24 protein-coding genes are annotated in these 21,447 nt (G+C 70.7%); 20 read left to right on the top strand and 4 right to left on the bottom strand.

Going from position 1 to position 21,447, the window contains the following annotated elements; genetic code table 11:
* The first annotated feature begins 157 nt into the window (after window positions 1-157).
* The 8 genes from OHB00_RS13260 (at window position 158) to OHB00_RS13225 (ending at window position 6,803) form a co-directional block, all read left to right on the top strand.
* On the top strand, window positions 158-892 hold the full coding sequence (locus OHB00_RS13260; protein WP_406434499.1) for a helix-turn-helix transcriptional regulator: 735 nt from the start codon (window positions 158-160) through the stop codon (window positions 890-892).
* Window positions 889-2,310, top strand: coding sequence for a Fe-S cluster assembly protein SufB (gene sufB, locus OHB00_RS13255; RefSeq protein ID WP_406434497.1), 1,422 nt, complete (start codon window positions 889-891; stop codon window positions 2,308-2,310). Before OHB00_RS13260 ends, sufB begins: the two co-directional genes overlap by 4 nt.
* Before the next feature lie 59 nt (window positions 2,311-2,369).
* The gene (gene sufD / locus OHB00_RS13250; RefSeq protein ID WP_406434495.1) at window positions 2,370-3,554 is read left to right on the top strand and encodes a Fe-S cluster assembly protein SufD; all 1,185 of its coding nucleotides are present in this window, start codon (window positions 2,370-2,372) and stop codon (window positions 3,552-3,554) included.
* A complete protein-coding gene (locus tag OHB00_RS13245; RefSeq protein ID WP_293997009.1) occupies window positions 3,551-3,877 on the top strand; it encodes a non-heme iron oxygenase ferredoxin subunit in 327 nt (108 codons plus the stop codon). The genes sufD and OHB00_RS13245 overlap by 4 nt, the downstream gene beginning before the upstream one ends.
* Window positions 3,878-3,884: 7 nt before the next feature.
* Window positions 3,885-4,649, top strand: a complete 765-nt coding sequence (gene sufC, locus OHB00_RS13240) for a Fe-S cluster assembly ATPase SufC (RefSeq protein WP_406434493.1) — start codon at window positions 3,885-3,887, stop codon at window positions 4,647-4,649.
* Entirely contained in the window at window positions 4,646-5,902 is a 1,257-nt protein-coding gene (locus tag OHB00_RS13235; protein WP_406434491.1) for a cysteine desulfurase, read from the top strand. Before sufC ends, OHB00_RS13235 begins: the two co-directional genes overlap by 4 nt.
* Before the next feature lie 101 nt (window positions 5,903-6,003).
* Window positions 6,004-6,474, top strand: coding sequence for a Fe-S cluster assembly sulfur transfer protein SufU (sufU, locus tag OHB00_RS13230; protein WP_406434489.1), 471 nt, complete (start codon window positions 6,004-6,006; stop codon window positions 6,472-6,474).
* The gene (locus OHB00_RS13225) at window positions 6,471-6,803 is read left to right on the top strand and encodes a metal-sulfur cluster assembly factor (RefSeq protein WP_406434487.1); all 333 of its coding nucleotides are present in this window, start codon (window positions 6,471-6,473) and stop codon (window positions 6,801-6,803) included. Before sufU ends, OHB00_RS13225 begins: the two co-directional genes overlap by 4 nt.
* Before the next feature lie 63 nt (window positions 6,804-6,866).
* On the opposite strand, the gene OHB00_RS13220 is transcribed toward OHB00_RS13225, so the two are convergent.
* The gene (locus OHB00_RS13220; protein WP_406434485.1) at window positions 6,867-7,718 is read right to left on the bottom strand and encodes an AbfB domain-containing protein; all 852 of its coding nucleotides are present in this window, start codon (window positions 7,716-7,718) and stop codon (window positions 6,867-6,869) included.
* 241 nt (window positions 7,719-7,959) lie between these two features.
* Here OHB00_RS13220 and OHB00_RS13215 point away from each other — a divergent pair, with 241 nt between their 5' ends.
* From OHB00_RS13215 to dapD, 4 genes are all read left to right on the top strand, one after another.
* The gene (locus tag OHB00_RS13215; RefSeq protein ID WP_406434483.1) at window positions 7,960-8,961 is read left to right on the top strand and encodes a sulfotransferase family protein; all 1,002 of its coding nucleotides are present in this window, start codon (window positions 7,960-7,962) and stop codon (window positions 8,959-8,961) included.
* 86 nt (window positions 8,962-9,047) lie between these two features.
* Entirely contained in the window at window positions 9,048-9,368 is a 321-nt protein-coding gene (locus OHB00_RS13210; RefSeq protein WP_406434481.1) for a DMT family transporter, read from the top strand.
* Window positions 9,368-9,904, top strand: a complete 537-nt coding sequence (locus tag OHB00_RS13205) for a TetR/AcrR family transcriptional regulator (protein ID WP_406434479.1) — start codon at window positions 9,368-9,370, stop codon at window positions 9,902-9,904. Before OHB00_RS13210 ends, OHB00_RS13205 begins: the two co-directional genes overlap by 1 nt.
* A gap of 114 nt (window positions 9,905-10,018) precedes the next feature.
* Complete coding sequence (gene dapD, locus OHB00_RS13200; RefSeq protein WP_406434477.1) at window positions 10,019-11,008, top strand: 2,3,4,5-tetrahydropyridine-2,6-dicarboxylate N-succinyltransferase; 990 nt, start codon at window positions 10,019-10,021, stop codon at window positions 11,006-11,008.
* Window positions 11,009-11,058: 50 nt separating this feature from the next.
* Here the strand turns inward: dapD and OHB00_RS13195 are convergent, their stop codons facing one another.
* Window positions 11,059-11,568 (bottom strand): hypothetical protein, encoded by a 510-nt coding sequence (locus tag OHB00_RS13195; RefSeq protein WP_406434475.1) that lies wholly within the window; start codon window positions 11,566-11,568, stop codon window positions 11,059-11,061.
* 140 nt (window positions 11,569-11,708) lie between these two features.
* Between OHB00_RS13195 and OHB00_RS13190 the strand changes: the two genes are divergently transcribed.
* Both OHB00_RS13190 and OHB00_RS13185 read left to right on the top strand, forming a co-directional pair.
* Entirely contained in the window at window positions 11,709-12,269 is a 561-nt protein-coding gene (locus OHB00_RS13190; RefSeq protein ID WP_406445757.1) for a SigE family RNA polymerase sigma factor, read from the top strand.
* On the top strand, window positions 12,266-13,486 hold the full coding sequence (locus OHB00_RS13185; protein ID WP_406434473.1) for a WD40 repeat domain-containing protein: 1,221 nt from the start codon (window positions 12,266-12,268) through the stop codon (window positions 13,484-13,486). Before OHB00_RS13190 ends, OHB00_RS13185 begins: the two co-directional genes overlap by 4 nt.
* Here OHB00_RS13185 and dapA read toward each other — a convergent pair whose 3' ends face one another.
* Window positions 13,487-14,398, bottom strand: coding sequence for a 4-hydroxy-tetrahydrodipicolinate synthase (gene dapA / locus OHB00_RS13180; RefSeq protein WP_406434471.1), 912 nt, complete (start codon window positions 14,396-14,398; stop codon window positions 13,487-13,489).
* Between the two features lie 177 nt (window positions 14,399-14,575).
* Between dapA and OHB00_RS13175 the strand changes: the two genes are divergently transcribed.
* The 5 genes from OHB00_RS13175 (at window position 14,576) to OHB00_RS13155 (ending at window position 17,400) form a co-directional block, all read left to right on the top strand.
* Window positions 14,576-14,731 carry a hypothetical protein gene (locus OHB00_RS13175; protein ID WP_406434469.1) on the top strand — a complete coding sequence of 52 codons (156 nt, stop codon included), beginning with the start codon at window positions 14,576-14,578 and terminating at the stop codon, window positions 14,729-14,731.
* Entirely contained in the window at window positions 14,728-15,405 is a 678-nt protein-coding gene (locus tag OHB00_RS13170) for a hypothetical protein (protein ID WP_406434467.1), read from the top strand. Before OHB00_RS13175 ends, OHB00_RS13170 begins: the two co-directional genes overlap by 4 nt.
* Before the next feature lie 73 nt (window positions 15,406-15,478).
* The gene (locus OHB00_RS13165; RefSeq protein ID WP_406434466.1) at window positions 15,479-15,952 is read left to right on the top strand and encodes a hypothetical protein; all 474 of its coding nucleotides are present in this window, start codon (window positions 15,479-15,481) and stop codon (window positions 15,950-15,952) included.
* Between the two features lie 84 nt (window positions 15,953-16,036).
* A complete protein-coding gene (locus tag OHB00_RS13160) occupies window positions 16,037-16,645 on the top strand; it encodes an ArsR/SmtB family transcription factor (protein ID WP_406434464.1) in 609 nt (202 codons plus the stop codon).
* A 17-nt stretch (window positions 16,646-16,662) separates the two neighbouring features.
* Complete coding sequence (locus OHB00_RS13155) at window positions 16,663-17,400, top strand: SRPBCC domain-containing protein (protein ID WP_406434462.1); 738 nt, start codon at window positions 16,663-16,665, stop codon at window positions 17,398-17,400.
* A 14-nt stretch (window positions 17,401-17,414) separates the two neighbouring features.
* Here OHB00_RS13155 and OHB00_RS13150 read toward each other — a convergent pair whose 3' ends face one another.
* A complete protein-coding gene (locus tag OHB00_RS13150; RefSeq protein WP_406434460.1) occupies window positions 17,415-19,241 on the bottom strand; it encodes an endonuclease/exonuclease/phosphatase family protein in 1,827 nt (608 codons plus the stop codon).
* Window positions 19,242-19,582: 341 nt separating this feature from the next.
* On the opposite strand from OHB00_RS13150, the gene OHB00_RS13145 reads away from it, so the two are divergent.
* Entirely contained in the window at window positions 19,583-21,013 is a 1,431-nt protein-coding gene (locus OHB00_RS13145) for a hypothetical protein (RefSeq protein ID WP_406434458.1), read from the top strand.
* Window positions 21,014-21,447: the final 434 nt, after the last annotated feature.

The raw sequence follows: 21,447 nt of genomic DNA, 5'->3' as shown, positions 1-21,447 counted from the left end.
CAGGGGTGATCGAAATCGGCCAAGGGATGATCGATCAAAGATCGTTTTCGCAGGTCAGGGCGGGTGTCAGGTTAGGTATGCCTAAGTGACGCAGGGCACCGCCCTCTCGCCCGGACGCCGCTTGCCTGCCTCTGAGGAATTACGCAACAATGGTGTTGTGAAAAACGTCGGCGAGGTTCGGGTGACCCCCCAGGGGGCCCCGCAGGAAGAGCTCGCGACCGGAGAGCGCTCGACGCGCAACCGGGTCGCGCGGTCGATCCTGGACCACGGGCCGTCGACCGTCACGGAGCTGGCCGGGCGCCTGGGCCTGACCCCGGCCGCCGTCCGCCGGCATCTGGACGCGCTGGTCGCCGACGACGTCGTGGAAGCACGCGAGCAGCGGGTGTACGGCACACGGACGCGCGGCCGGCCCGCCAAGATCTTCGCCCTCACCGACTGCGGCCGAGACGCCTTCGACCAGTCCTACGACAAGCTCGCCGCCGACGCGCTGCGCTGGATCGCCGAGCAGGGGGGCGGCCAGGAGGCGGTCGCCGCCTTCGCGCGGGCCCGGATCACCGCCCAGGCGAGGGCCTACCGCACGGCGATCGAGAGCGTGAGCCCCGACGAGCGCACGGAAGCGCTGGCCAAGGCCCTGAGCCTGGACGGGTACGCTGCAACGGCGCGCAGCGCACCGGTCGGCGAACAGCTGTGCCAGCACCACTGCCCGGTCGCCCATGTCGCGGAGCAGTTCCCCCAGCTGTGCGAGGCGGAGACGGAGATCTTCGCCGAGCTGCTCGGAACGCACGTCCAGCGACTGGCGACCATCGCGCACGGCGACGGCGTCTGCACGACGTTCATCCCCAAGACATCCACTGACGCATCTGCAAGCACGGCCGGGAGGAACCCCGCATGACTCTCCCCACGGAGACTGCCCACCCTGAGCTCGAAGGCCTGGGCAAGTACGAATACGGCTGGGCCGACTCCGACGCGGCCGGCGCCTCTGCGAAGCGTGGTCTGAACGAGGACGTGGTCCGGGACATCTCGGCGAAGAAGTCCGAGCCGGAGTGGATGACCAAGCTCCGCCTCAAGGGCCTGCGCCTCTTCGAGAAGAAGCCCATGCCGAACTGGGGCTCGGACCTGTCGGGCATCGACTTCGACAACATCAAGTACTTCGTGCGCTCCACGGAGAAGCAGGCGGAGTCCTGGGAGGACCTGCCCGAGGACATCAAGAACACCTACGACAAGCTGGGCATCCCGGAGGCGGAGAAGCAGCGCCTGGTCGCCGGTGTGGCCGCCCAGTACGAGTCGGAGGTCGTCTACCACCAGATCCGCGAGGACCTGGAGGAGCAGGGCGTCATCTTCCTGGACACCGACACCGCGCTGAAGGAGCACCCCGACCTCTTCAAGGAGTACTTCGGCACCGTCATCCCGGTCGGTGACAACAAGTTCGCCTCGCTGAACACCGCCGTGTGGTCGGGCGGTTCCTTCATCTACGTCCCGCCGGGCGTCCACGTGGAGATCCCGCTCCAGGCCTACTTCCGCATCAACACGGAGAACATGGGCCAGTTCGAGCGGACCCTGATCATCGTGGACGAGGGTGCCTACGTGCACTACGTCGAGGGCTGTACCGCTCCGATCTACAAGAGCGACTCGCTGCACTCCGCGGTCGTCGAGATCATCGTCAAGAAGAACGCCCGCTGCCGCTACACGACCATTCAGAACTGGTCGAACAACGTCTACAACCTGGTCACCAAGCGCGCCGTCGCCTACGAGGGCGCCACCATGGAGTGGATCGACGGCAACATCGGCTCCAAGGTGACGATGAAGTACCCGGCCGTCTACCTGATGGGCGAGCACGCCAAGGGCGAGACCCTCTCCATCGCCTTCGCGGGCGAGGGCCAGCACCAGGACGCCGGCTCCAAGATGGTCCACATGGCGCCGAACACCTCCTCCAACATCGTCTCCAAGTCGGTGGCCCGCGGCGGTGGCCGTACCTCCTACCGCGGTCTCGTCGAGATCGGCGAAGGCGCCCACGGCTCCAAGTCGAACGTGCTGTGCGACGCGCTGCTCGTCGACACCATCTCCCGCTCCGACACGTACCCCTACGTCGACGTCCGCGAGGACGACGTGTCCATGGGCCACGAGGCGACCGTCTCCAAGGTCTCCGAGGACCAGCTCTTCTACCTGATGAGCCGCGGTCTCTCCGAGTTCGAGGCGATGGCCATGATCGTGCGCGGCTTCGTCGAGCCGATCGCCAAGGAGCTGCCGATGGAGTACGCCCTTGAGCTCAACCGGCTGATCGAGCTCCAGATGGAAGGCGCGGTCGGCTAAGGACCACCGCCCGACCGCCACGCCACACACGATTTCCGAAAGCGAGCACTACGACAGCCATGGCTGAGGCTCAGAACTCCCCGGTGGGCTCCACCACCGCCGGCGCCATCGCGGTGGCCGCCGAGTCGACCGTCGCCACGCGCATGAGCGCGCCCCCGTCCTTCGACGTCGCGGACTTCCCGGTCCCGCACGGCCGCGAGGAGGAATGGCGGTTCACCCCGCTGGAGCGCCTGCGAGGGCTGCACGACGGCACGGCGGTCGCGTCCGGCGACAGCCTGAAGGTCGCGGTGGAGGCCCCCGAGGGCGTCACCGTCGAGCTGGTCGGCCGCGACGACCCCCGGCTCGGCCGGGCCGGCGCCCCGGTGGACCGGGTCGCCGCCCAGGCGTACTCCGCCTTCGAGCAGGCCGGCGTGGTCACCGTCCCCAAGGAGACGGTGCTCACCGAGCCGATCCGGATCAGCGTGCACGGCCAGGGCGGGGTCGCCTACGGCCACCAGGTGATCGAGCTGGGCGCCTTCGCCGAGGCCGTCGTCGTCATCGACCACACCGGTGACGTGGTCACCGCCGCCAACGTCGAGTACGTCCTGGGCGACGGCGCCAAGCTGACCGTCGTCTCCGTCCAGGACTGGGACGACAAGGCCGTCCACGTGGCCCAGCACAACGCCCTCGTCGGCCGGGACGCCAGCTTCAAGTCCGTGGTCGTCACCTTCGGCGGCGACCTCGTACGCCTGCACCCGCGCGTCGCCTACGCCGGCACCGGCGGCGAGGCCGAGCTGTACGGCCTGTACTTCACCGACGCCGGGCAGCACCAGGAGCACCGCCTGCTGGTCGACCACAACACCCCGCACTGCAAGTCCAACGTGGCCTACAAGGGCGCGCTCCAGGGCGAGCAGGCGCACGCGGTCTGGATCGGCGACGTCCTCATCGAGGCCAAGGCCGAGGGCACCGACACCTACGAGATGAACCGCAACCTGGTCCTCACGGACGGCGCGCGCGTCGACTCGGTGCCGAACCTGGAGATCGAGACCGGCGAGATCGTCGGCGCCGGTCACGCCTCCGCCACCGGCCGCTTCGACGACGAGCAGCTCTTCTACCTGATGGCCCGCGGCATCCCGGAGCACGAGGCCCGCCGCCTCGTCGTCCGCGGCTTCTTCGCCGAGCTGGTCCAGCAGATCGGTGTCGCCGACATCCAGGAGCGCCTGCTCGCCAGGATCGAGGAGGAGCTGGAGGCCTCGGTCGCATGACCTCGACCGCGTTCGTACGCGCCTGCGGGCTGAGCGAGCTGGAGGAGGACACCCCGAAGCGGGTGGAACTCGACGGCACGCCGGTCTCGGTCGTGAAGACCGAGGGGGAGGTGTTCGCCATCCACGACATCTGCTCCCACGCCAACGTCTCGCTCTCCGAGGGCGAGGTGGAGGACTGCCAGATCGAGTGCTGGCTGCACGGCTCCAGCTTCGACCTGCGCACCGGCAAGCCGTCCGGCCTCCCGGCCACGCGCCCCGTCCCCGTATACCCCGTAAAGATCGAAGGGGACGACGTGCTCGTCTCCCTCACCCAGGAGTCCTGAGGCACCCATGGCAACGCTTGAAATCCGAGACCTGCACGTCACCGTCGAGGCCGACAACGCCACGAAGGAGATCCTCAAGGGCGTCGACCTCACCGTGAAGCAGGGCGAGACGCACGCCATCATGGGCCCCAACGGCTCCGGCAAGTCGACCCTCGCCTACTCGCTCGCGGGTCACCCGAAGTACACGATCACCGGCGGCACCGTGCTGCTCGACGGCGAGGACGTCCTGGAGATGTCCGTCGACGAGCGCGCCCGCGCGGGCCTGTTCCTGGCGATGCAGTACCCGGTCGAGGTCCCGGGTGTCTCCGTGTCGAACTTCCTGCGGACCTCCGCCACCGCCATCCGCGGCGAGGCCCCCAAGCTGCGCACCTGGGTGAAGGAGGTCAAGGAGGCCATGGAGCGGCTCTCCATCGACTCCTCCTTTGCCGAGCGCAACGTCAACGAGGGCTTCTCCGGCGGTGAGAAGAAGCGCCACGAGATCCTCCAGCTCGAACTGCTCAAGCCGAAGATCGCGATCCTCGACGAGACCGACTCGGGCCTCGACGTCGACGCCCTTCGCATCGTCTCCGAGGGTGTCAACCGCGTCCGCGAGACCGGCGAGGTCGGCACCCTGCTGATCACGCACTACACGCGCATCCTGCGCTACATCAAGCCCGACTTCGTCCACGTCTTCTCGGCCGGCCGGATCGTCGAGTCCGGCGGCGCCGAGCTCGCCGACAAGCTGGAGGACGAGGGCTACGAGGCATACACGAAGGGTGGCGTATCCGCGTGACACAGTTGCCGGGCCTCCTCGACACCGAGGCGATCCGCAAGGACTTCCCCGTCCTGGACCGTCTGGTCCACGACGGCAAGAAGCTCGTGTACCTGGACAACGCGGCGACCAGCCAGAAGCCGCGCCAGGTACTGGACGTCCTCAGCGAGTACTACGAGCGCCACAACGCCAACGTCCACCGCGGTGTGCATGTGCTCGCCGAGGAGGCCACGGCGATGTACGAGGGCGCGCGCGACAAGGTCGCCGAGTTCATCAACGCGCCCAGCCGCGACGAGGTGATCTTCACCAAGAACGCCTCCGAGTCGCTGAACCTCGTGGCGAACATGCTCGGCTGGGCCGACGAGCCCTACCGGGTGGACCACGAGACCGAGATCGTCATCACGGAGATGGAGCACCACTCCAACATCGTGCCGTGGCAGCTGCTGGCGCAGCGCACCGGCGCGAAGCTGAAGTGGTTCGGCCTCACCGACGACGGCCGCCTCGACCTCACCAACATCGACGAGGTCATCACGGAGAAGACGAAGATCGTCTCCTTCGTCCTGGTCTCCAACATCCTGGGCACGGTCAACCCGGTCGAGGCGATAGTGCGCCGCGCCCAGGAGGTCGGCGCGCTCGTCTGCATCGACGCCTCCCAGGCCGCTCCCCACATGCCGCTGGACGTGCAGGCCCTGCAGGCCGACTTCGTGGCCTTCACCGGCCACAAGATGTGCGGCCCGACCGGCATCGGCGTCCTCTGGGGCCGCCAGGAGCTCCTGGAGGACCTCCCGCCGTTCCTCGGCGGCGGCGAGATGATCGAGACCGTGTCGATGCACTCGTCGACGTACGCCCCGGCGCCCCACAAGTTCGAGGCGGGCACCCCGCCGGTCGCCCAGGCCGTCGGCCTCGGCGCGGCGATCGACTACCTCAACGCCATCGGCATGGACAAGATCCTCGCCCATGAGCACGCGCTGACCGAGTACGCGGTGCAGCGGCTCCAGCAGGTCCCGGGCCTGAGGATCATCGGCCCCACCACGGCCGAGGACCGGGGCGCCGCGATCTCCTTCACCCTCGGGGACATCCACCCGCACGACGTGGGCCAGGTCCTCGACGAGCAGGGCATCGCGGTCCGGGTCGGTCACCACTGCGCGCGGCCCGTCTGCCTGCGGTACGGAATTCCTGCGACCACGCGAGCGTCGTTCTATCTGTACTCCACTCCGGCCGAGATCGACGCTCTGGTCGAGGGCCTGGAGCACGTACGGAACTTCTTCGGCTGAAGGGCGTGAGCTGAGACCGTGCTGTGTTATCCCGGGGGCCAACCCCCGGACCCCCGGCCGCAGGACCACGCCACGGAACTTGGGATGCGAGGTTTGTCGTCGTGAAGCTGGATTCGATGTACCAGGAAGTCATCCTGGACCACTACAAGAACCCGCACGGGCGTGGTCTGAGGGATGGCGACGCCGAGGTGCACCATGTGAACCCGACGTGCGGCGACGAGATCACCCTCCGAGTGAAGTACGACGGCACGACGATCGAGGACGTCTCGTACGAGGGCCAGGGCTGCTCCATCAGCCAGGCCTCGGCCTCCGTGCTGAACGAACTGCTGGTCGGCAAGGAGCTGGCGGACGCGCAGAAGATCCAGGAGACCTTCCTGGAGCTGATGCAGTCCAAGGGCCGGCTGGAGCCCGACGACGCGATGGAGGACGTCCTGGAGGACGCGGTCGCGTTCGCCGGTGTCTCGAAGTACCCCGCCCGGGTCAAGTGCGCCCTCCTGAGCTGGATGGCGTGGAAGGACGCGACGGCGCAGGCGCTGGGTGGCGCGGCCGACGCCGAAAGGAAGACCGCATGACCGACACCGTTGAGATGAAGCCCGCCTCGGAGGAAGAACTCCGCGAGGCCCTGATGGACGTGGTCGACCCCGAGCTCGGCATCGACGTCGTCAACCTCGGGCTGATCTACGGCATCCACATCGACGACGCGAACATCGCCACCGTCGACATGACCCTGACCTCGGCGGCCTGCCCGCTGACCGATGTCATCGAGGACCAGGCCAAGTCCGCCACGGACGGCATCGTCAACGAACTGCGCATCAACTGGGTCTGGATGCCCCCGTGGGGCCCCGACAAGATCACCGACGACGGCCGCGAACAGCTCCGGGCCCTCGGGTTCAACGTCTGAGCGCACCGCGTACGGGAAAGCGGCGGCACCTTCCGGGTGCCGCCGCTTTCCCGTCACAGGGCATCAGGCCAGCGGGTCCACGAACCGGAACGCGGAGTCCGCCCGGTACAGGTCGCTGTTCTGGTACGGGTCGAGCTTCAGCTGGAAGCTCTGGTGGCGCAGATAGCGGCCGGGGTAGTTCACCGACTCCAGCATGACCGCGCCGGAGTAGGACGAGGCCCGGGCGCAGAAGGTGGCGTCCTGCTGGAAGAGGTACGAGCCGTCGTTGCTGTCGGCGCGCAGCAGGAAGTCGCGATGCCGCAGGTACTTCCCGTCGGACGTCCGGAACGAGTAGCAGGAGCTGTTCGCCAGGCCCTTGACCACGGTGAACGTGGAGTCCTCGCGGGACTCCGAGCCGCGTGGCGCGTCCAGCTTCACCAGCCCGTCGCTCACATGCCAGTAGCGGTCCGGGTAGTTGACCGAGCGGACCGACTTCTGGGTGGTGCTGGGCTGCTGTGCCGAGCCGCCCGAACTTCCCTTGGAGGGCGCCGCCTTGGAGGGCTTCTCGCTGGAGGGCGCGGCCTTCGGGGTGCTGGGGTGCGCCGCGGTCGTCGCGGTGGCGGACGCGGTCGGCGAGGTCGCCGACATCCCCGACGTGCCCTTGGGCGGAGTGGTCGAACCTGACGCCGACGGCGAGGCGAAGGAGAGCAGACCCGGGCCGTTTTCGGTGTTCCCGGACGCTGTGGGCCCGGGCGAGGCCGTCTGGTCAGGTGTGCCGTGGCTGACGGCTATCGCCGTGACGCAGGCGACGACGGTGGCGATGGCCAGCGTGCCCGCCAGCCAGAGTCTTCGGGTGCCGGGAGCCCGGGAGGTGTCGGGGGCCCAGCCGTTCTCCCAGGCGGGATGCGGCGGGGGTTGGGGGGTGGTTTCTGGCATGCGCGTTTCCTCCAGCGGCGCCAAGGCAGCGGCCGGGGATGTAAGGGTGGAGTGGGTGAAGCGTGAAGCAAAGGTGGATCACAGAGGTGCACACACTAGTGGAGTAACGGGGCTGCGGGGAGCCGTTTCAGCTAGCGGTTTCTGTGACCATTGAACATCTTCGTGTGGCGCACGGGAGTTCAAACGGCGTTCTCAGTGACTTCCCAGGGCCGGCTCATCGTCCGACGGCACCCTGGCGCCGATGGCTACCTCAGTGCTTCCCCCCGTACGCCCCGTTTTCGTCCTCGGCTGTCCCCGCTCCGGGACGACCCTGCTCCAGCTGATGCTGCACGCGCACCCGAGGATCGCCCTGCCGCCGGAAACCCGGTTCGTCCTGCCCGCCTACGAACGCAGGCTCAGCTTCGGCGACCTGCGCGAACCGGTCAATCGGGCGGCGCTCGCGCACTGGATCACCGGCCGCAGGGAAACCCGTTTCCACGAACTCGGCCTGGATGCCGAGGCCGTCGCCGGCCGGATCGCGGACGGCCCGCCCACCCTCGGTTCGGCCCTCGGTATCGCCCTCAAGGCGTACGCGGAGAGCCACGGCAAGGCGCGCTGGGGCGACAAGCGGCCCGCCTACGCCCTGCATGTCGAGGAGATCCTGCGGCTCTTCCCGGACGCCCAGTTCGTGCATCTCGTCCGCGACGGCCGGGACTGCGTGGCCTCTCTCCTCGGCATGCCCTGGTGGCACCGCGGCTTCCACGAGGCCGTCGCCACCTGGGCCCAGGTGATGGACGTGACCCGGCGCTACGCCCGCCGGCTCGGACCGGGTGCCTGGCACGAGGTCCGCTTCGAGGATCTGATCGCCGACCCTGAACACCAACTCCGAGTCATCTGCGCCTACTTGGGCGAGGATTACGACCCGCGGACGACCGAGCCGCACCGCATCGCGCGTACCGCCGTACCGGCCCGCAAGACCTGGCACCGCCGTACCCGCGGCGCCCTGGACACCTCCCGGGCCGGCAGCTGGCAGCAGCGGCTGACACCGGACCAGATCCGGCTCGCCGACGCCGCGTTGGACGACCGGCTCGCCCGATACGGCTACGAACCGAGCGGAGCGGTCCGGCCCGACCCGGCCGAACTGCTCCGCTACCGACGCGTCTTCGCGCTGCGCCGGGCGGCCCACGCCAAGCGCCGGCTGCTCGACCACGCGACACGGCTGCGCGAACCGGGTCCGGTGGCAGCGGCCCGGCCCCTGCGCTGAGGCCGGGGCGGTCCCGTGCGCTGAGGCCGGGGCGGTCCCGGCATGGTTGTGTACGACCGTACGCAACGTTGCGTACACTCGTACGCATGGGATATCTGACGCTCGCCGGCGCCATAGCCGCCGAGGTCGCCGCCACGACGGCGATGAAGTACGCGGACGGCTTCAGCAGACTCTGGCCTTCGCTGCTGACGGCACTGGGATACGTCGTCTCGTTCCTGCTGCTCGCCCAGACGCTGAAGACCGTGTCGATCGGCACGGCCTACGCGATCTGGTCCGGGGCCGGCACCGCCGCCATCGCCGTGCTGGGCCTGCTGCTGTTCGGGGAGGCGCTGACCCTGGCCAAGGTGGCCGGGATCGTGCTGATCGTCGGCGGAGTGGTGGTCCTGAACCTGGGAGGCGCGCACTGATGCCCCGCCGTTACGACCCCGATCGCCGGCAGCGGATCATCGAGGCGGCGATCCGGGTCGTCGGCGAGAAGGGGCTCGCCGGACTGAGCCATCGCACCGTCGCCGCCGAGGCCGATGTCCCGCTCGGCTCCACGACCTACCACTTCAAGACCCTCGACGAGCTGATGGTCGCCGCGCTGCGCCAGGCCAACGAGGGCTTCGCCAAGGCGGTCGCCGCGTACGGAGGCCTGGACGAACCCTCGGCGGACCTCGCCACCACCCTCGCCCGGATCCTCGGCGACTGGCTGAGCGGTGACCGTACCGCCGTGGAGCTGGAGTACGAGCTCTACCTCGCCGCCCTGCGCCGCCCGGCCCTGCGCCCCGTCGCCGCCGAGTGGGCCGACGACCTCGCCGAACGGCTGGCCCGGCGCACCGACCCGGTCACGGCACGGGCACTGGTCGCACTGATGGACGGGATCTGCCTCCAGGTGCTGCTGACGGGGACGCCGTACGACGAGGGGTACGCCCGGGAGGCGCTGGGGCGGGTGATTCCCTGAACGGAGGCGTTCCGGGGAGCGCGGGCGGGGCCCGGCGCGTCTTCGCCGCCCGTCCCCTGAGACGCCCCGCACGCTGGTTCGCCTCCCCGGCCCCCGGCCGGTTAGGTTGCCCTCATGACCGACACCACTGCTCCTCGTTCCACCGGTGCCGCCGCCGCGGGCCTCGCCACGATCGCCGCCGACGGCACCGTTCTCGACACCTGGTTCCCCGCCCCCGAACTGCTGGCCGAGCCCGGCCCGTCCGGCACCGAGCGGCTGTCCGCGCAGAAGGCCGTGGAACTGCTCGGCGAGGGCGCCGCGAAGGCGCTCGGCCCGGACGCCCGCCGGGGTGTCGAGGTCGTCGCGGTCCGTACGGTCATCGCCTCCCTCGACGAAAAGCCGCTCGACACCCACGACGCCTACCTGCGTCTGCACCTGCTCTCGCACCGCCTGGTCAAGCCGCACGGCCAGAGCCTGGACGGCATCTTCGGCCTGCTCGCCAACGTCGCCTGGACCTCCCTCGGCCCCGTCGCCGTCGACGACCTCGAGAAGGTCCGGCTCAACGCCCGCGCCGAGGGCCTGCACCTCCAGGTGACCTCGATCGACAAGTTCCCGCGGATGACGGACTACGTCGCCCCGAAGGGCGTGCGCATCGCCGACGCCGACCGGGTCCGCCTCGGCGCGCACCTCTCCGAGGGCACCACCGTGATGCACGAGGGCTTCGTCAACTTCAACGCCGGCACCCTCGGCACCTCGATGGTCGAGGGCCGGATCTCGGCCGGTGTCGTGGTGGGCGACGGCTCGGACATCGGCGGCGGCGCCTCCACCATGGGCACGCTGTCCGGCGGCGGCAACGTCATCATCGCCATCGGCGAGCGCTGCCTGGTCGGCGCCGAGGCGGGCGTCGGCATCGCCCTCGGCGACGAGTGCGTGGTCGAGGCCGGCCTGTACGTCACCGCGGGCACCCGCGTCACCATGCCCGACGGCCAGATCGTCAAGGCCCGCGAGCTGAACGGCGCGTCCAACATCCTCTTCCGCCGCAACTCGGTCACCGGCGCCGTCGAGGCCCGCCCGAACAACGCGGTCTGGGGCGGCCTGAACGAGATCCTGCACAGCCACAACTGACGTACGCCGCCGTGCCGTCGAGCTGAGCGCCCTTCCGGCTGGGAGGGCGCTCAGTCGTCGTCCGGCAGGGAGGACCGGAACTCCGCCAGTGCCGTGAAGTCGGCCTCGCGCAGCCCGATCCGGGGGTCGACATGATGCAGCAGGGCGGGGCGGGGATGGTGGGCCCGGACGTACCGGGTGTCCGCCGGGCTCTGCTCGTCGTCCACCCAGGCGAACGGCCGTCCCCCGGCGTAGGCCACGATCGCCTCCGTCTTCCAGTGGACGCCGTCCGGCCGCTCGGCCAGCAGGCCCCGGCCGAAGTCGACGTACGGCAGCTCGGGCAGGCCGACGACCGGGCCGATCCAGCGGTTGGCCTCGGCCATCCAGGTGGTCGCCCAGCACAGCTCGTAGCCGAGGGCGAGCAGCGCCGGGCCGTGCGAGGGGTTGAGCCACACCCGCAGCGGGCGCCCCGGGTGGACGCTCGCCCGGATCGTCGTATAACCCTCGGGGCGTCGTTCGGGCTTGGCCGCGTACGGGTTGAGGGGGCCGTCGACGTCCAGGAACAGCAGGGGGCGGCTCACGGGGCCAACGTACGGCAGCGGGCGCGCGGAGCGCCGGTGAATATTCTCGCGCCGGGCAGACATAGTGGCGCCGCGCCGCACGCGTCACCACGGGTGGAGGGCCCGGACATCAGGTGGGCCCGGGGGAAGAGACGGTGACGATGGATGCGGAACTGCAGGAGAGCTTCCGGGAGTTCGTGGACAGCCGGGCCACGGCGTTGCTGAGGACGGCCGTGCTGCTGACCGGCGGCGACCGGCACGCCGCCGAGGACCTGCTGCAGAACGCCCTGATCAAGGCGGCCGGCCGCTGGCAGCGGATCGACGAGCCCGAGGCCTATGTACGGCAGGTCCTCTACCGGCAGCAGATCAGCCGCTGGCGGCTGAAGTGGCGGCGGCGCGAACTCAGCGTCGCCGAACCACCGGAGAGCCAGCCGGCTCCCGACGCCGCCGCCACCGCCGAGCTGCGCCTGGTCCTGCGCGCGGCCCTGGCCCGGCTCACCACCCGCCAGCGCACCGTCCTGGTCCTCCGTTACTTCGAGGACCTCCCGGAGGCCGACGTGGCCCGGCTGCTCGGCTGCTCCGTCGGCACCGTACGGTCCACCACCCACCGCTCCCTGGCCCGGCTGCGCACCCTCGCGCCCGAACTGGCCGCCCTCGCCCCCGACACCGGCCGTGACCAGCCGCCGTCCCGTGACTGCTCGCCCGTGGAGGTGCGGCCGTGAACGCCGAGGAACTCCTGCGCGACGCACTGCGCGAGCAGGCCGTCGAACTGCAGCCGCTGCGCGCCGGGTTCGCCGACCAGGTGCTGGCCGTCCGGCGGCGCCGCCGGGCCCGCCGGCTCGCCTCCGTCGCCGTGGCCACCGCGGCCGTGGTCGCCGTCGCGGTGGGCGTGCCGCTGCTCGACGGCGGCAAGGACGACGTACGGCCCGCCGGCGTCCTCGACCCCGGTGAGACCCGCGCCCACCCCGACCAGTCGCCGCCCCGCGAGCTGATCCGCGCGGGCGAGGCCACGATGGCCGCCTACTTCATCACCGACAGTGTCAGGCAGACGGCCCGCCGGTCCCACACCACCCGCACCTACTGGCTGCTGGACCAGCACACCGGCCGCTACGAGAAGGACACCCGCTGGTCGTACGTCGCCGTCGCCCCCGGCCTGAAGACGGCCGCCGTCCTGGAGCGGACGCTCCCCGCCCGGCGGATCGGCCTGCTCGACCTCACCACCGGCGAGGTGGCCCGCTGGATCCCGGTCGAGCACGGGGTCGGCGGGGTCGCGTTCTCCCACGACGGCCGTGAACTGGTCGCGACGACCTACTCCGCCGACCCCGACGTGGTGACCAGAGCGGCGGACGACCAGGACGGCACCTCCGTCTCCCTGCCCGTCACCATGCCGCGTACCGGCTTCTACGTCCTCGGCGTGGCTTCCGGGAAAGGCTCCTGGAGCAAGGCCGGCAACCCGCACGACAGCATGGGACTGCCCACGATCAACGCCCGCCAGGACTTCGCCCCCAGCCGCTCCGGCCAGTACGTATGGGCGGGTCTGACCGGCGAACCCGGGATACAGTTCTACGACCTCCACGGCCACCAGGTCCCCGCCCCGGCCGGCGAGCGGAACCTGAAGTGGTACGTCGAAGCGGGGCTGTCGCCCGACGGCGAGCGGGTCGCCGGTGACTTCGCGGGCAGAACGATGAAGACCTCCTCCTGGATCACCGACATCGGCACCGGCAGGAAGACCGAGGTGCACGGGCAGCAACTCCTCGCCTGGGCCGACAACCGGTCCCTCATCGCCTGGGACATCGGCAAGGACGGCGGCAACGAGTTCCACAACCGCCTGGTCCTGGTCACCGTCGGCAGCGACAAGATCGTCCCGCTCAGCGGCTTCCGCAAGGGCAACGACGGCGACGCCGGCCGCTGGACACCGGTCTTCGCCGAGTCGCGCTGATCAGGCCGCCACCAGCTCCTCGTACACCGCCCGCAGCCCGTCGGCCGCCTCCCGGCCGGCGGGCCGCAGCGGTGCCCGCACCGGTCCCGACGGCAGACCGAGCGCGCCGAGCAGCGCCTTCGAGGTGACCGTGCCCGGCAGGCCGGCGGCCGTCATCGCCTCGATCAACGGGGTCGCCCGCAGCTGGCGTTCGGTCGCGCGGGCGGTGTCGCCGGCGTCGAACGCGTCCAGGATCGCGGCGACCGGGGCCGGGACGACATTGGCCACCGTGCTCACACAGCCGGCGGCGCCCGCCGCGTACAGGGCGAGGATGTGCTCGTCGCAGCCCGCGTAGTACGCCAGGTCCGTGCGCGCCAGCACCTTCTGGCTGCCGAGGAAGTCGTACGAGCAGTCCTTCACGGCCACGATCCGGGGGTGCGCGGCGAGCCGGATCAGCGTCTCCGGCTCGATCCGGGTGCCGGTGCGGCCGGGGATGTCGTACAGCATCACCGGCAGCCCGCCGGCGTCGGCCACCTCCAGGAAGTGCGCCTCCAGCGCGTCCTGCGGCGGCCTGCTGTAGTACGGGGAGACCACCAGCACGCCGTCCGCGCCCGCCTTCTCCGCCGCCCGCGCCAGCTCGACGGTGTGCAGGGTGTCGGCGGTGCCGACGCCGGCCACGAGCGGCACCCGGTCGCCCACCGCTTCCCGGACGGCCGCGATCAGCTCCGCCTTCTCGGCGTCCGAGGTGGTCGGCGACTCGCCGGTGGTGCCGTTCAGCACCAGACCGTCGCAGCCCTCGGCCACCAGACGCGCGGCCAGCCGCCGGGTGCCGTCGAGGTCGAGCGCTCCCGCTTCGGTGAAGGGGGTGACCATCGCGCAGAGCGTGCGGCCGAAGGGGCGGGGCGAGCGGGCGGTGTCGCGTGGGTTCGTCATGGGGATAGTGTCGGCAGCGCAACGACTTAGCTCTACTTAATTTTTCTACCATGTACGTCTTAGTAATGCTAAGACGTTGACCTGTGGGGATCCGAGGCCCTGTGTCCAACTCGGCCCTTCATGGGCCACTATGGGCGGGGCGGTCACGACGGCCGGTCATGGGTCATGGGAGGCGCCATGAAGCTGGGCAAGGCACTGGCCACCGGGGTCGCCGAGGAGCGGCCGCTCGTCCACGACGAAGTACCCGAACGCCCCGGGCTCGCCGAAGAGATCCACAAGAGCCATGAACCGCAGGTCGTGTCCGCGTCCGAAGAGGCCCCGGCCGCCCGATGAGGCTGTGGCTCCCGGCAGAACGCCCGACGGAGCCGCCGACCGGCTACAAGATCGCCCACCCGATGCTGTCCCAGGACGGCGCACGGGCCGGGTTCACCGGTGTGTCGCTGGGCGGCGCGCTGCCGTACGGAGTGCTGGACGACGCGTCCTGCGTCTACGGCCGACGGCATCGGCCGCCCGCGCGGCTGTGCGACTGCGGCTTCCACTGTGTGCACGGACGCGAGGCCGCCGAGGCCCTGCTGTGCACCGCCGAGCACCGGGCCGCCGTGCTGCTCGAAGTCTCCGTCCTCGGCGCCTACATCCGGTTCGAGCGCGGCTTCCGCTGTGCCCGGCAGCGGGTGCGGACCGCCACCGTCGGGCCGTGCGCCTGCGGTGCGCCGGCCGTCGCGCTCGCCGACGCGGGCTGGGGCAGGCCGGGTTGGCGCGCCCTGTCGGCCGCCTGTGCGGGCTGCGTACGCGCGCGTGCGTCCGTCTCGCTCGCCGGTTTCGCCCGGCTGGCGGGGCAGGGGCTGCGGGTGATCGCCGGGGCCGGTGCCGGCCGGCCGGTGCCGGACGAGGGTTTCGGTGTGCCCGAACTGGTCGCGGAGGCGGCCCTGTTGCAGGCCCGCCTCGACTGGTTCCAGAGCCGGCTGGCCCAGCTCGGCGAGCGCGGGGAGCACGGGGAGCAGGGCTGAGAGCGGCCCGCCTGGGTACCCGGAGGTTCTGAAGCAGAGCGGACCGCCGACGAGACCAGGAGGGGCAGCACCCATGACGAAGAGGACCGCACGCGGAACGGGGGCCCGACTGACGGACACCGCTGGTGCGTTGGCGGCGAAGGCCGACCTCAAGGGCCGCACCCAGGCGCGCGCCGCCGACCTCAAGGACAAGGCCGGCGCGCTGACCGTACATCTGCGCGAGGGGGCGGCCAGGGCCGGTCACCAGGCCCAGGGCCGGGCGGCGAAGGGCGGGCACACGGCGCAGGAGCAGATGGCCAGGGCGCGGCACACGTTCCAGGAACGGGCGCTGCGGACCGGGCACGCCGTCCAGGAACGGGCCGGGCAGGCCGGGCGGCTGGCGTCCGGGAAGGCCGCCGTGGCGGGGGGCGCCGTCGAGGGCCGGGTCCCGCAGCCCGCACGCATGGTCGTCCGGGCCGTCGTACGGCACCGGGGGCCGGTGCTGATCGCGGGCGCGATCGCCGCCGCGGTGACGGTGGGCGTGCTGCGCCGGGGGCGCCACAGCTGAGATCCGCCGAGGGCTCCACTCCACCGTCTCACCGAAAACTCCACCTGCGTGGACAAAAAAAGTTTTCGGTGAGACGGTGGAGCCATGCTGGACGTCACCGTGATCGAGGACCCCGAGGCGGCGGTCGTGTCGCTGGACCCCATACGGTCCAGGCTGCTCGCCGAACTGGCCGGCGCGCCCGCGTCGGCCACGATGCTGGCCGGCCGGGTAGGGCTGCCCCGGCAGAAGGTGAACTACCACCTGAAGGCGCTGGAGCGGCACGGCCTGGTCGAGCTGGCAGGAGAGCGGCGCAAGGGCAATGTCACCGAGCGGCTGATGCGCGCGACCGCCGCGTCGTACGTCATCTCGCCGGCCGCCCTGCCCGCCGTACAGCCCGACCCGGACCGCTTCCGCGACCAGCTCTCCGCCCGCTGGCTGCTCGCGCTCGGCGCGCGCCTGGTGCGCGATGTCGGCATGCTGATCACCGGGGCCGCCAAGGCCCGCAAGCGGCTGGCGACGTACGCGCTGGACGGCGAGGTCCGCTTCGCCTCCGCCGCCGACCGCGCGGCCTTCGTGCAGGAACTGACGGCGGGTGTGAGCGCGCTGATCCGCAAGTACGACGCACCCGACGCGGAGGGCGGCCGGGACCACCGGATCGTGGTCGCCGTCCATCCCACGGTCAAGGACCGGCCCACCCCCGAGCTGGAACAGTGAGCGGCAGGAGCCCCACCATGTCCAAGGAATTCGAGATCGCCCGCGAGTTCGAGGTCGACGCCACGCCCGCGGAGGTGTGGGAGGCGATCACCACCGGCACCGGCGGCTACCTGTGGCCGATGCAGCCGCCCGAGCCCCGGGTGGGCGGCACGGCGGCCTTCGGCTCCACCGTCACCGCCTACGACCCGCCGCACCACCTGGTCACCCGCAGCGCGGACGTCGGCTTCCCGACGCAGAGCGCCAACCAGCTGGAGCACGTCATCGAGGAACGCGACGGCGGCCGCCGCGCCTGGGTGCGCTACGTGCACAGCGGGATCTTCACCGACGACTGGGACAACCAGTACGACGGCGCGAGCCGGCACACCGACTTCTATCTGCACACCCTGCGCGAGTACCTCACCCACTTCGCGCCCCGTCCGGTGAGCTTCGCCCAGCTGAACGGGCCGGAGGCGTCCCAGGTGCCGGACGCCTTCACGGCCGTGGGCCGCGCCCTCGGCCTGCCGGACGACCTCGCCGCGGGCGCGAAGACGAGCCTCCGGGGACCCGGCGGGCGAGCCCTGGACGCGGTGGTGGACTACCGCGACCCGTACTTCATCGGACTGCGCACCGACGACGCCCTCGTCCGGTTCTTCGGGCGCAACCACTGGGGTGCCCCGGTCGGCATCAGCATCCACGACTTCGCGCCCGACGCCGACGCCGAGGCGAACGAGACCGCCTGGCAGGACTGGCTGAACGGGGTGTACAGCCAGTCCTGAGCCACGGTGTCCGGTTACGGGCGGAAGCGCAGCACCTGCGGGTCGTGGTCGCTGATCTGGTCGTGGAACTCCGAGTTGATGTGCACGCTGTCGTACTGGAAGTCGCCCTTGCCGCGGATCTCCTTGCTGATCAGGATCTGGTCCAGGACCTGCTCGTTGCCCTGGTAGTCGTAGGTGTAGCGCTCCTTCGTCGGCAGCGACTGGATCGCCGACCAGAGCGCGCCGTGGCTCTCCAGGATCTTGGTGGTGCCGGAGAAGTCGAAGTCGTTCATGTCGCCGAGCGCGATGACCTCGGCGTCCTTCTGGACGTCGAGGATGTTCCTGACGAACGCGTTGACCAGCGTCGCCTGCGCGTGACGCTGGGTCTCCGAGCTGCGCACCACCGGCTGGTACTGCGAGGTCAGCCCCTGGTCGCCGCCCTTGGAGTTCAGGTGGTTGGCGATCACGAAGACCGTCCTGCCCTGGAAGACGAACTCGCCGGCGAGCGGCTTGCGGCTGGCCGTCCAGGCGGAGTCCGCCGGGGCGACGCGGCCGGGGGAGGCCGTCAGCTGGGCCTTGCCGTGCACCTTGGTGACGCCCACCGCGGTGGTGGAGTCGCCGCCCGCGCGGTCGACGAAGGACACTCGCTCCGGGTTGAACAGGAAGACCTGGCGGATGTTGCCGCCGGGCTCGCCGCCGTCCTGGTCGTTGACGGGGTTGATGGAACGCCAGTCGTACTTCGGGCCGCCGGCCGCGACGATCGCGTCGATCAGCTTGTTCACCGTCACGTCGGCGGCGACCGTGCCGTCGTCCGTCGCGCCGTTGTTGTCCTGGATCTCCTCCAGGGACACGATGTCGGGCGACTGGAGGTTGTTCACGATCGCGGCGGCGTGCGCGGCGAAGGTGCCGTCGGAGGGGTCGAGGTTCTCGACGTTGTAGGTCGCCACCGCCAGCTGGCCGTGCGACTGCTTCTTCGTCGTCTCGCGCTGCAGGCCACCGCTCTTCAGGGTGCCCAGCTCGCTCGCGACGAGGGTGTAGCCGCCGAACTGGTTGTAGTCCATCGGGCCGGTCGTGGCGCCGGACAGGGTGTCGCCGACGTTCGCCGCCGGGAAGTCGGCGGTGGAGCCGAGGGACTGGATCTGCAGGCGGCCGGTGTTCTGGTCGCGGTAGGAGCGGTACAGCGAGCCACCGCGCACGGTGCGGTTCTCGTGCGGCTTCACCGTGACCCACAGCTCGGCGTACGGGTCGGTGGCGGTGACCACGCGGACGTCCTTGACCTGGACGTTCATGCCCTCCAGGGACTCGTAGTAGTCCAGGGCGTACTTCTTCGGCCGAAGGGTCAGGCCGTTGACCGAGTTGCTCGCGGCCGTGTCGCCCGCGGGGGTGTAGGCGCTCGGCACCGACTTCTTGTCGATCACGACCGGTGCCGGCACCGCGTTGCCGGTGGAGACGGTGGTGACCGTCGGCTTGGTGATCTCGGTGATCGACTGGTTGCCGGTCGAGGCGCCGCCCGGGACGTACTCGGAGACCGTGCCGGTCACCGTGACCGAGTCGCCGACGGCGACCTTCGGGGTGGAGCTGGTGAAGACGAAGACGCCCTCGCTCGTGGCCGGGTCGTCGTCCGGCGTCGGATCCTGGATCCAGAAGCCTCTGGAGGAGCCGTAGGTGCGCGTGCCCGTGACGATGCCGGGGATGTCCGTCACCTTCTGGCCGGCGTACGGCGATATGCGCGTGGTGCCCTGGACGTCGTGGATACGCAGCCCGTCGGCCTGGGCGGGCGAGGTGAGGGCGACGGTGGACGCCGCGCTGCAGACGGCGGCGACGGTGAGCGCGGCGAGACGCGCGGAAGACCTGCTCGGCAAGGGAATCCCTCCGGGGACATCGGAAGCGCCGGGACAAGGGCGGTTTATGGAGCGTTCATGACACGTTCATGTATGCCGTGTGACGCGGACGTGACACGCGTAGATACCGGGTGAACAGTTGTTCCCTCGATTTCTACGCGCGTCAATCTCCTGCCTGATCAAGGCAGTTGTCAAGGTTTCAGCCACGTACGAGGCCCGACGGGGAGATGAACCGGGCGGCATGGGTGGAAATCCGTCTAGGCTGAGCGGCTGAGCCGTACCGCGTCCAGGTGGCCGTACGGCCGTCGATACGGTGTCCAAGTCGCCGTACGACCGTTGAGGCGTCCGAGGAGAACCAGCCGATGTCTGACAGCGCCCCCCTGCCCCCGGTGCGGTTGCGTTCCGAAGCGGAGCTGGCGCACGCCGCGCTGTCCACGCCGTTGCTCGCCCGGGCCGCCCGGCTCGCCCGCTGGGCCGGCCCCGACACCCGCGTGGACGCAGGTGGTGAACTGGCCGAGGAGCAGCTCCCGGCCGCCGCCGACGAGCTCGGGCTCACCGGGGACGACGCCGCCGCCTACGCCGGTGAGGCCTGGCGGGTCGCCGTGGACACCGGACTCGTCGAGATCGCCGACGAGGAGACCGGGACCGTGGCGGCGGGGGAGGAGCTGGCGCTGCTCACCGGGGGCTCACCGCACGACGTCCTCGGGGTGTGGCTGGCCGCGCTGGAGACCGTGATCGCCGACGCGAGCGTGCCCGACCTGGACGGAATTGTGGACGCGCTCGACGAGGGCGGCGAGGTCGATTTCTCGTCACTCGGCTGGGACCCCGAGGCGGAGGCGGAGTTCCTCGACGGTGTCCTCGGCAACCTGTACCTGCTGAGCGTGAGCGAGGGCGGCCCCGGCGAGACGTCGGTGCCGCTGCCCGCGCTCGCCGCGTCGATGATCGTGCCCAGCGACATGGGGGAGCCCACCAACGACGTCCTGGAACAGGTCTCCGACGCGATGATGCGGCTCGACGACCAGTTCCGGCTGCTGGAGCCGGTCGGGCTCGTCGAGTACCAGCCGGTCGACGAGGCGCTGATGGCCGACGCGGAGGAGGAGCCGGCGGCGGGGCCGGTCGACGAGGCCGACGTCTCCCGGTACGGCATGGTGCGGCTCACGCCGCTCGGCGCCTACGGGCTGCGGGCGCGGCTGCTGGAGGCCGGCTTCGAGGCGCCGGCGGTGGGGGAGCTCGCCGACAAGGGCGCGGACGCGCTGCTCGACGGGACCGCCACGTTCCCGCAGGGGGCCGCGCAGGCCGAGACCGAGCAGTGGCTGGCCCGCCGCGAGTCCCTCGCGGCCGCCCGGGAGCTGCTGGCCGCCGCGCGCGGAGCGGACGCCGGCGCCCCGCTGCGGCGGCTGCGCTGCCAGCAGGCGCTGTCCCTGCTCGGCCCCGAGGCCGAACCCGCCCTGCGCGAGGTCCTCGGCGACCCCGAGCTGGGCGGCCTGGCGAGGGTCTGGCTGGCCGAACGCGGCGCCGCCGACGTGCCGGCGCCCTCCCAGGACATGATCTTCTGGCTGACCATCGACACGGTGGCCGCGCAACTGGCCGCCGAGGGGAACTCCGAGGAGCTCCAGGCCCTGGTGGAGGGCCTCGCCCAGCAGCACAGCGGGTTCTTCGCCCAGGCGTGGCGGGTGGGCCACCCCGACACGGCCGACGTGCTGGAGGCGATGGGCCGCCTCCACCCGGACAAGAAGGTGGCCAAGGAGGCCCGCAAGGCGGCGTTCAAGGCCCGTTCGCAGCACGGGGGGTAGGGCCGAAAGGGCCTGCGGGAGGCGTGGCACCGCCGGGCACCGCCGTTCGGGCTGAGCGCCGTTGCGGCGGAAAAAGATCAACAGGCGCGGTGTTGCAAGTGCATGCGGTGCGGTGCGGTGCGGGTGTGCGGGAGGTTGGGCACCGCCGGATGCCGCCGTTCGGGCTGGGCGCCGTTGCGGCGGGAAAGAGTGAAAGCGCTGCCGTGGCGGTAAGGAATGGGAGCGCTGTCGCGGCGGGCAGGGATGAAGGCGCTGTCGCGGCGGGCGTGAAGCGGTTAGGGGTAATGGGGCGCTCTGGGGGGTTCTCTTGGGGTGGGCTTTTGGGTGGCGTGGGGTGGGGATTACGGATTCATGGAACAGACGGCCGTGATGTCGCCCTGCGTTCAGCCGGAGTTCAAGGAGGGCCGGGAGCGTGTGCGCCGAGTTGAGGCCCG

Origin of the sequence: Streptomyces sp. NBC_00631 (assembly GCF_045206895.1) — a bacterium.
Lineage (GTDB): Bacteria > Actinomycetota > Actinomycetes > Streptomycetales > Streptomycetaceae > Streptomyces.
The sequence above is the reverse complement of the archived record's forward strand: the minus strand, read 5'-3'. Positions and strand labels throughout refer to the sequence as shown.

What these genes read in the sequence shown, in the direction of transcription:
- sufB (WP_406434497.1), top strand. Translation starts at nt 889, where the DNA reads ATGACTCTCCCCACGGAGACTGCCCACCCTGAGCTCGAAGGCCTGGGC.
- sufD (WP_406434495.1), top strand. Translation starts at nt 2,370, where the DNA reads ATGGCTGAGGCTCAGAACTCCCCGGTGGGCTCCACCACCGCCGGCGCC.
- OHB00_RS13245 (WP_293997009.1), top strand. Translation starts at nt 3,551, where the DNA reads ATGACCTCGACCGCGTTCGTACGCGCCTGCGGGCTGAGCGAGCTGGAG.
- sufC (WP_406434493.1), top strand. Translation starts at nt 3,885, where the DNA reads ATGGCAACGCTTGAAATCCGAGACCTGCACGTCACCGTCGAGGCCGAC.
- OHB00_RS13225 (WP_406434487.1), top strand. Translation starts at nt 6,471, where the DNA reads ATGACCGACACCGTTGAGATGAAGCCCGCCTCGGAGGAAGAACTCCGC.
- OHB00_RS13220 (WP_406434485.1), bottom strand. Translation starts at nt 7,718, where the DNA reads ATGCCAGAAACCACCCCCCAACCCCCGCCGCATCCCGCCTGGGAGAAC.
- OHB00_RS13215 (WP_406434483.1), top strand. Translation starts at nt 7,960, where the DNA reads ATGGCTACCTCAGTGCTTCCCCCCGTACGCCCCGTTTTCGTCCTCGGC.
- OHB00_RS13210 (WP_406434481.1), top strand. Translation starts at nt 9,048, where the DNA reads ATGGGATATCTGACGCTCGCCGGCGCCATAGCCGCCGAGGTCGCCGCC.
- OHB00_RS13205 (WP_406434479.1), top strand. Translation starts at nt 9,368, where the DNA reads ATGCCCCGCCGTTACGACCCCGATCGCCGGCAGCGGATCATCGAGGCG.
- dapD (WP_406434477.1), top strand. Translation starts at nt 10,019, where the DNA reads ATGACCGACACCACTGCTCCTCGTTCCACCGGTGCCGCCGCCGCGGGC.
- OHB00_RS13190 (WP_406445757.1), top strand. Translation starts at nt 11,709, where the DNA reads ATGGATGCGGAACTGCAGGAGAGCTTCCGGGAGTTCGTGGACAGCCGG.
- dapA (WP_406434471.1), bottom strand. Translation starts at nt 14,398, where the DNA reads ATGACGAACCCACGCGACACCGCCCGCTCGCCCCGCCCCTTCGGCCGC.
- OHB00_RS13175 (WP_406434469.1), top strand. Translation starts at nt 14,576, where the DNA reads ATGAAGCTGGGCAAGGCACTGGCCACCGGGGTCGCCGAGGAGCGGCCG.
- OHB00_RS13170 (WP_406434467.1), top strand. Translation starts at nt 14,728, where the DNA reads ATGAGGCTGTGGCTCCCGGCAGAACGCCCGACGGAGCCGCCGACCGGC.
- OHB00_RS13165 (WP_406434466.1), top strand. Translation starts at nt 15,479, where the DNA reads ATGACGAAGAGGACCGCACGCGGAACGGGGGCCCGACTGACGGACACC.
- OHB00_RS13160 (WP_406434464.1), top strand. Translation starts at nt 16,037, where the DNA reads ATGCTGGACGTCACCGTGATCGAGGACCCCGAGGCGGCGGTCGTGTCG.
- OHB00_RS13155 (WP_406434462.1), top strand. Translation starts at nt 16,663, where the DNA reads ATGTCCAAGGAATTCGAGATCGCCCGCGAGTTCGAGGTCGACGCCACG.
- OHB00_RS13145 (WP_406434458.1), top strand. Translation starts at nt 19,583, where the DNA reads ATGTCTGACAGCGCCCCCCTGCCCCCGGTGCGGTTGCGTTCCGAAGCG.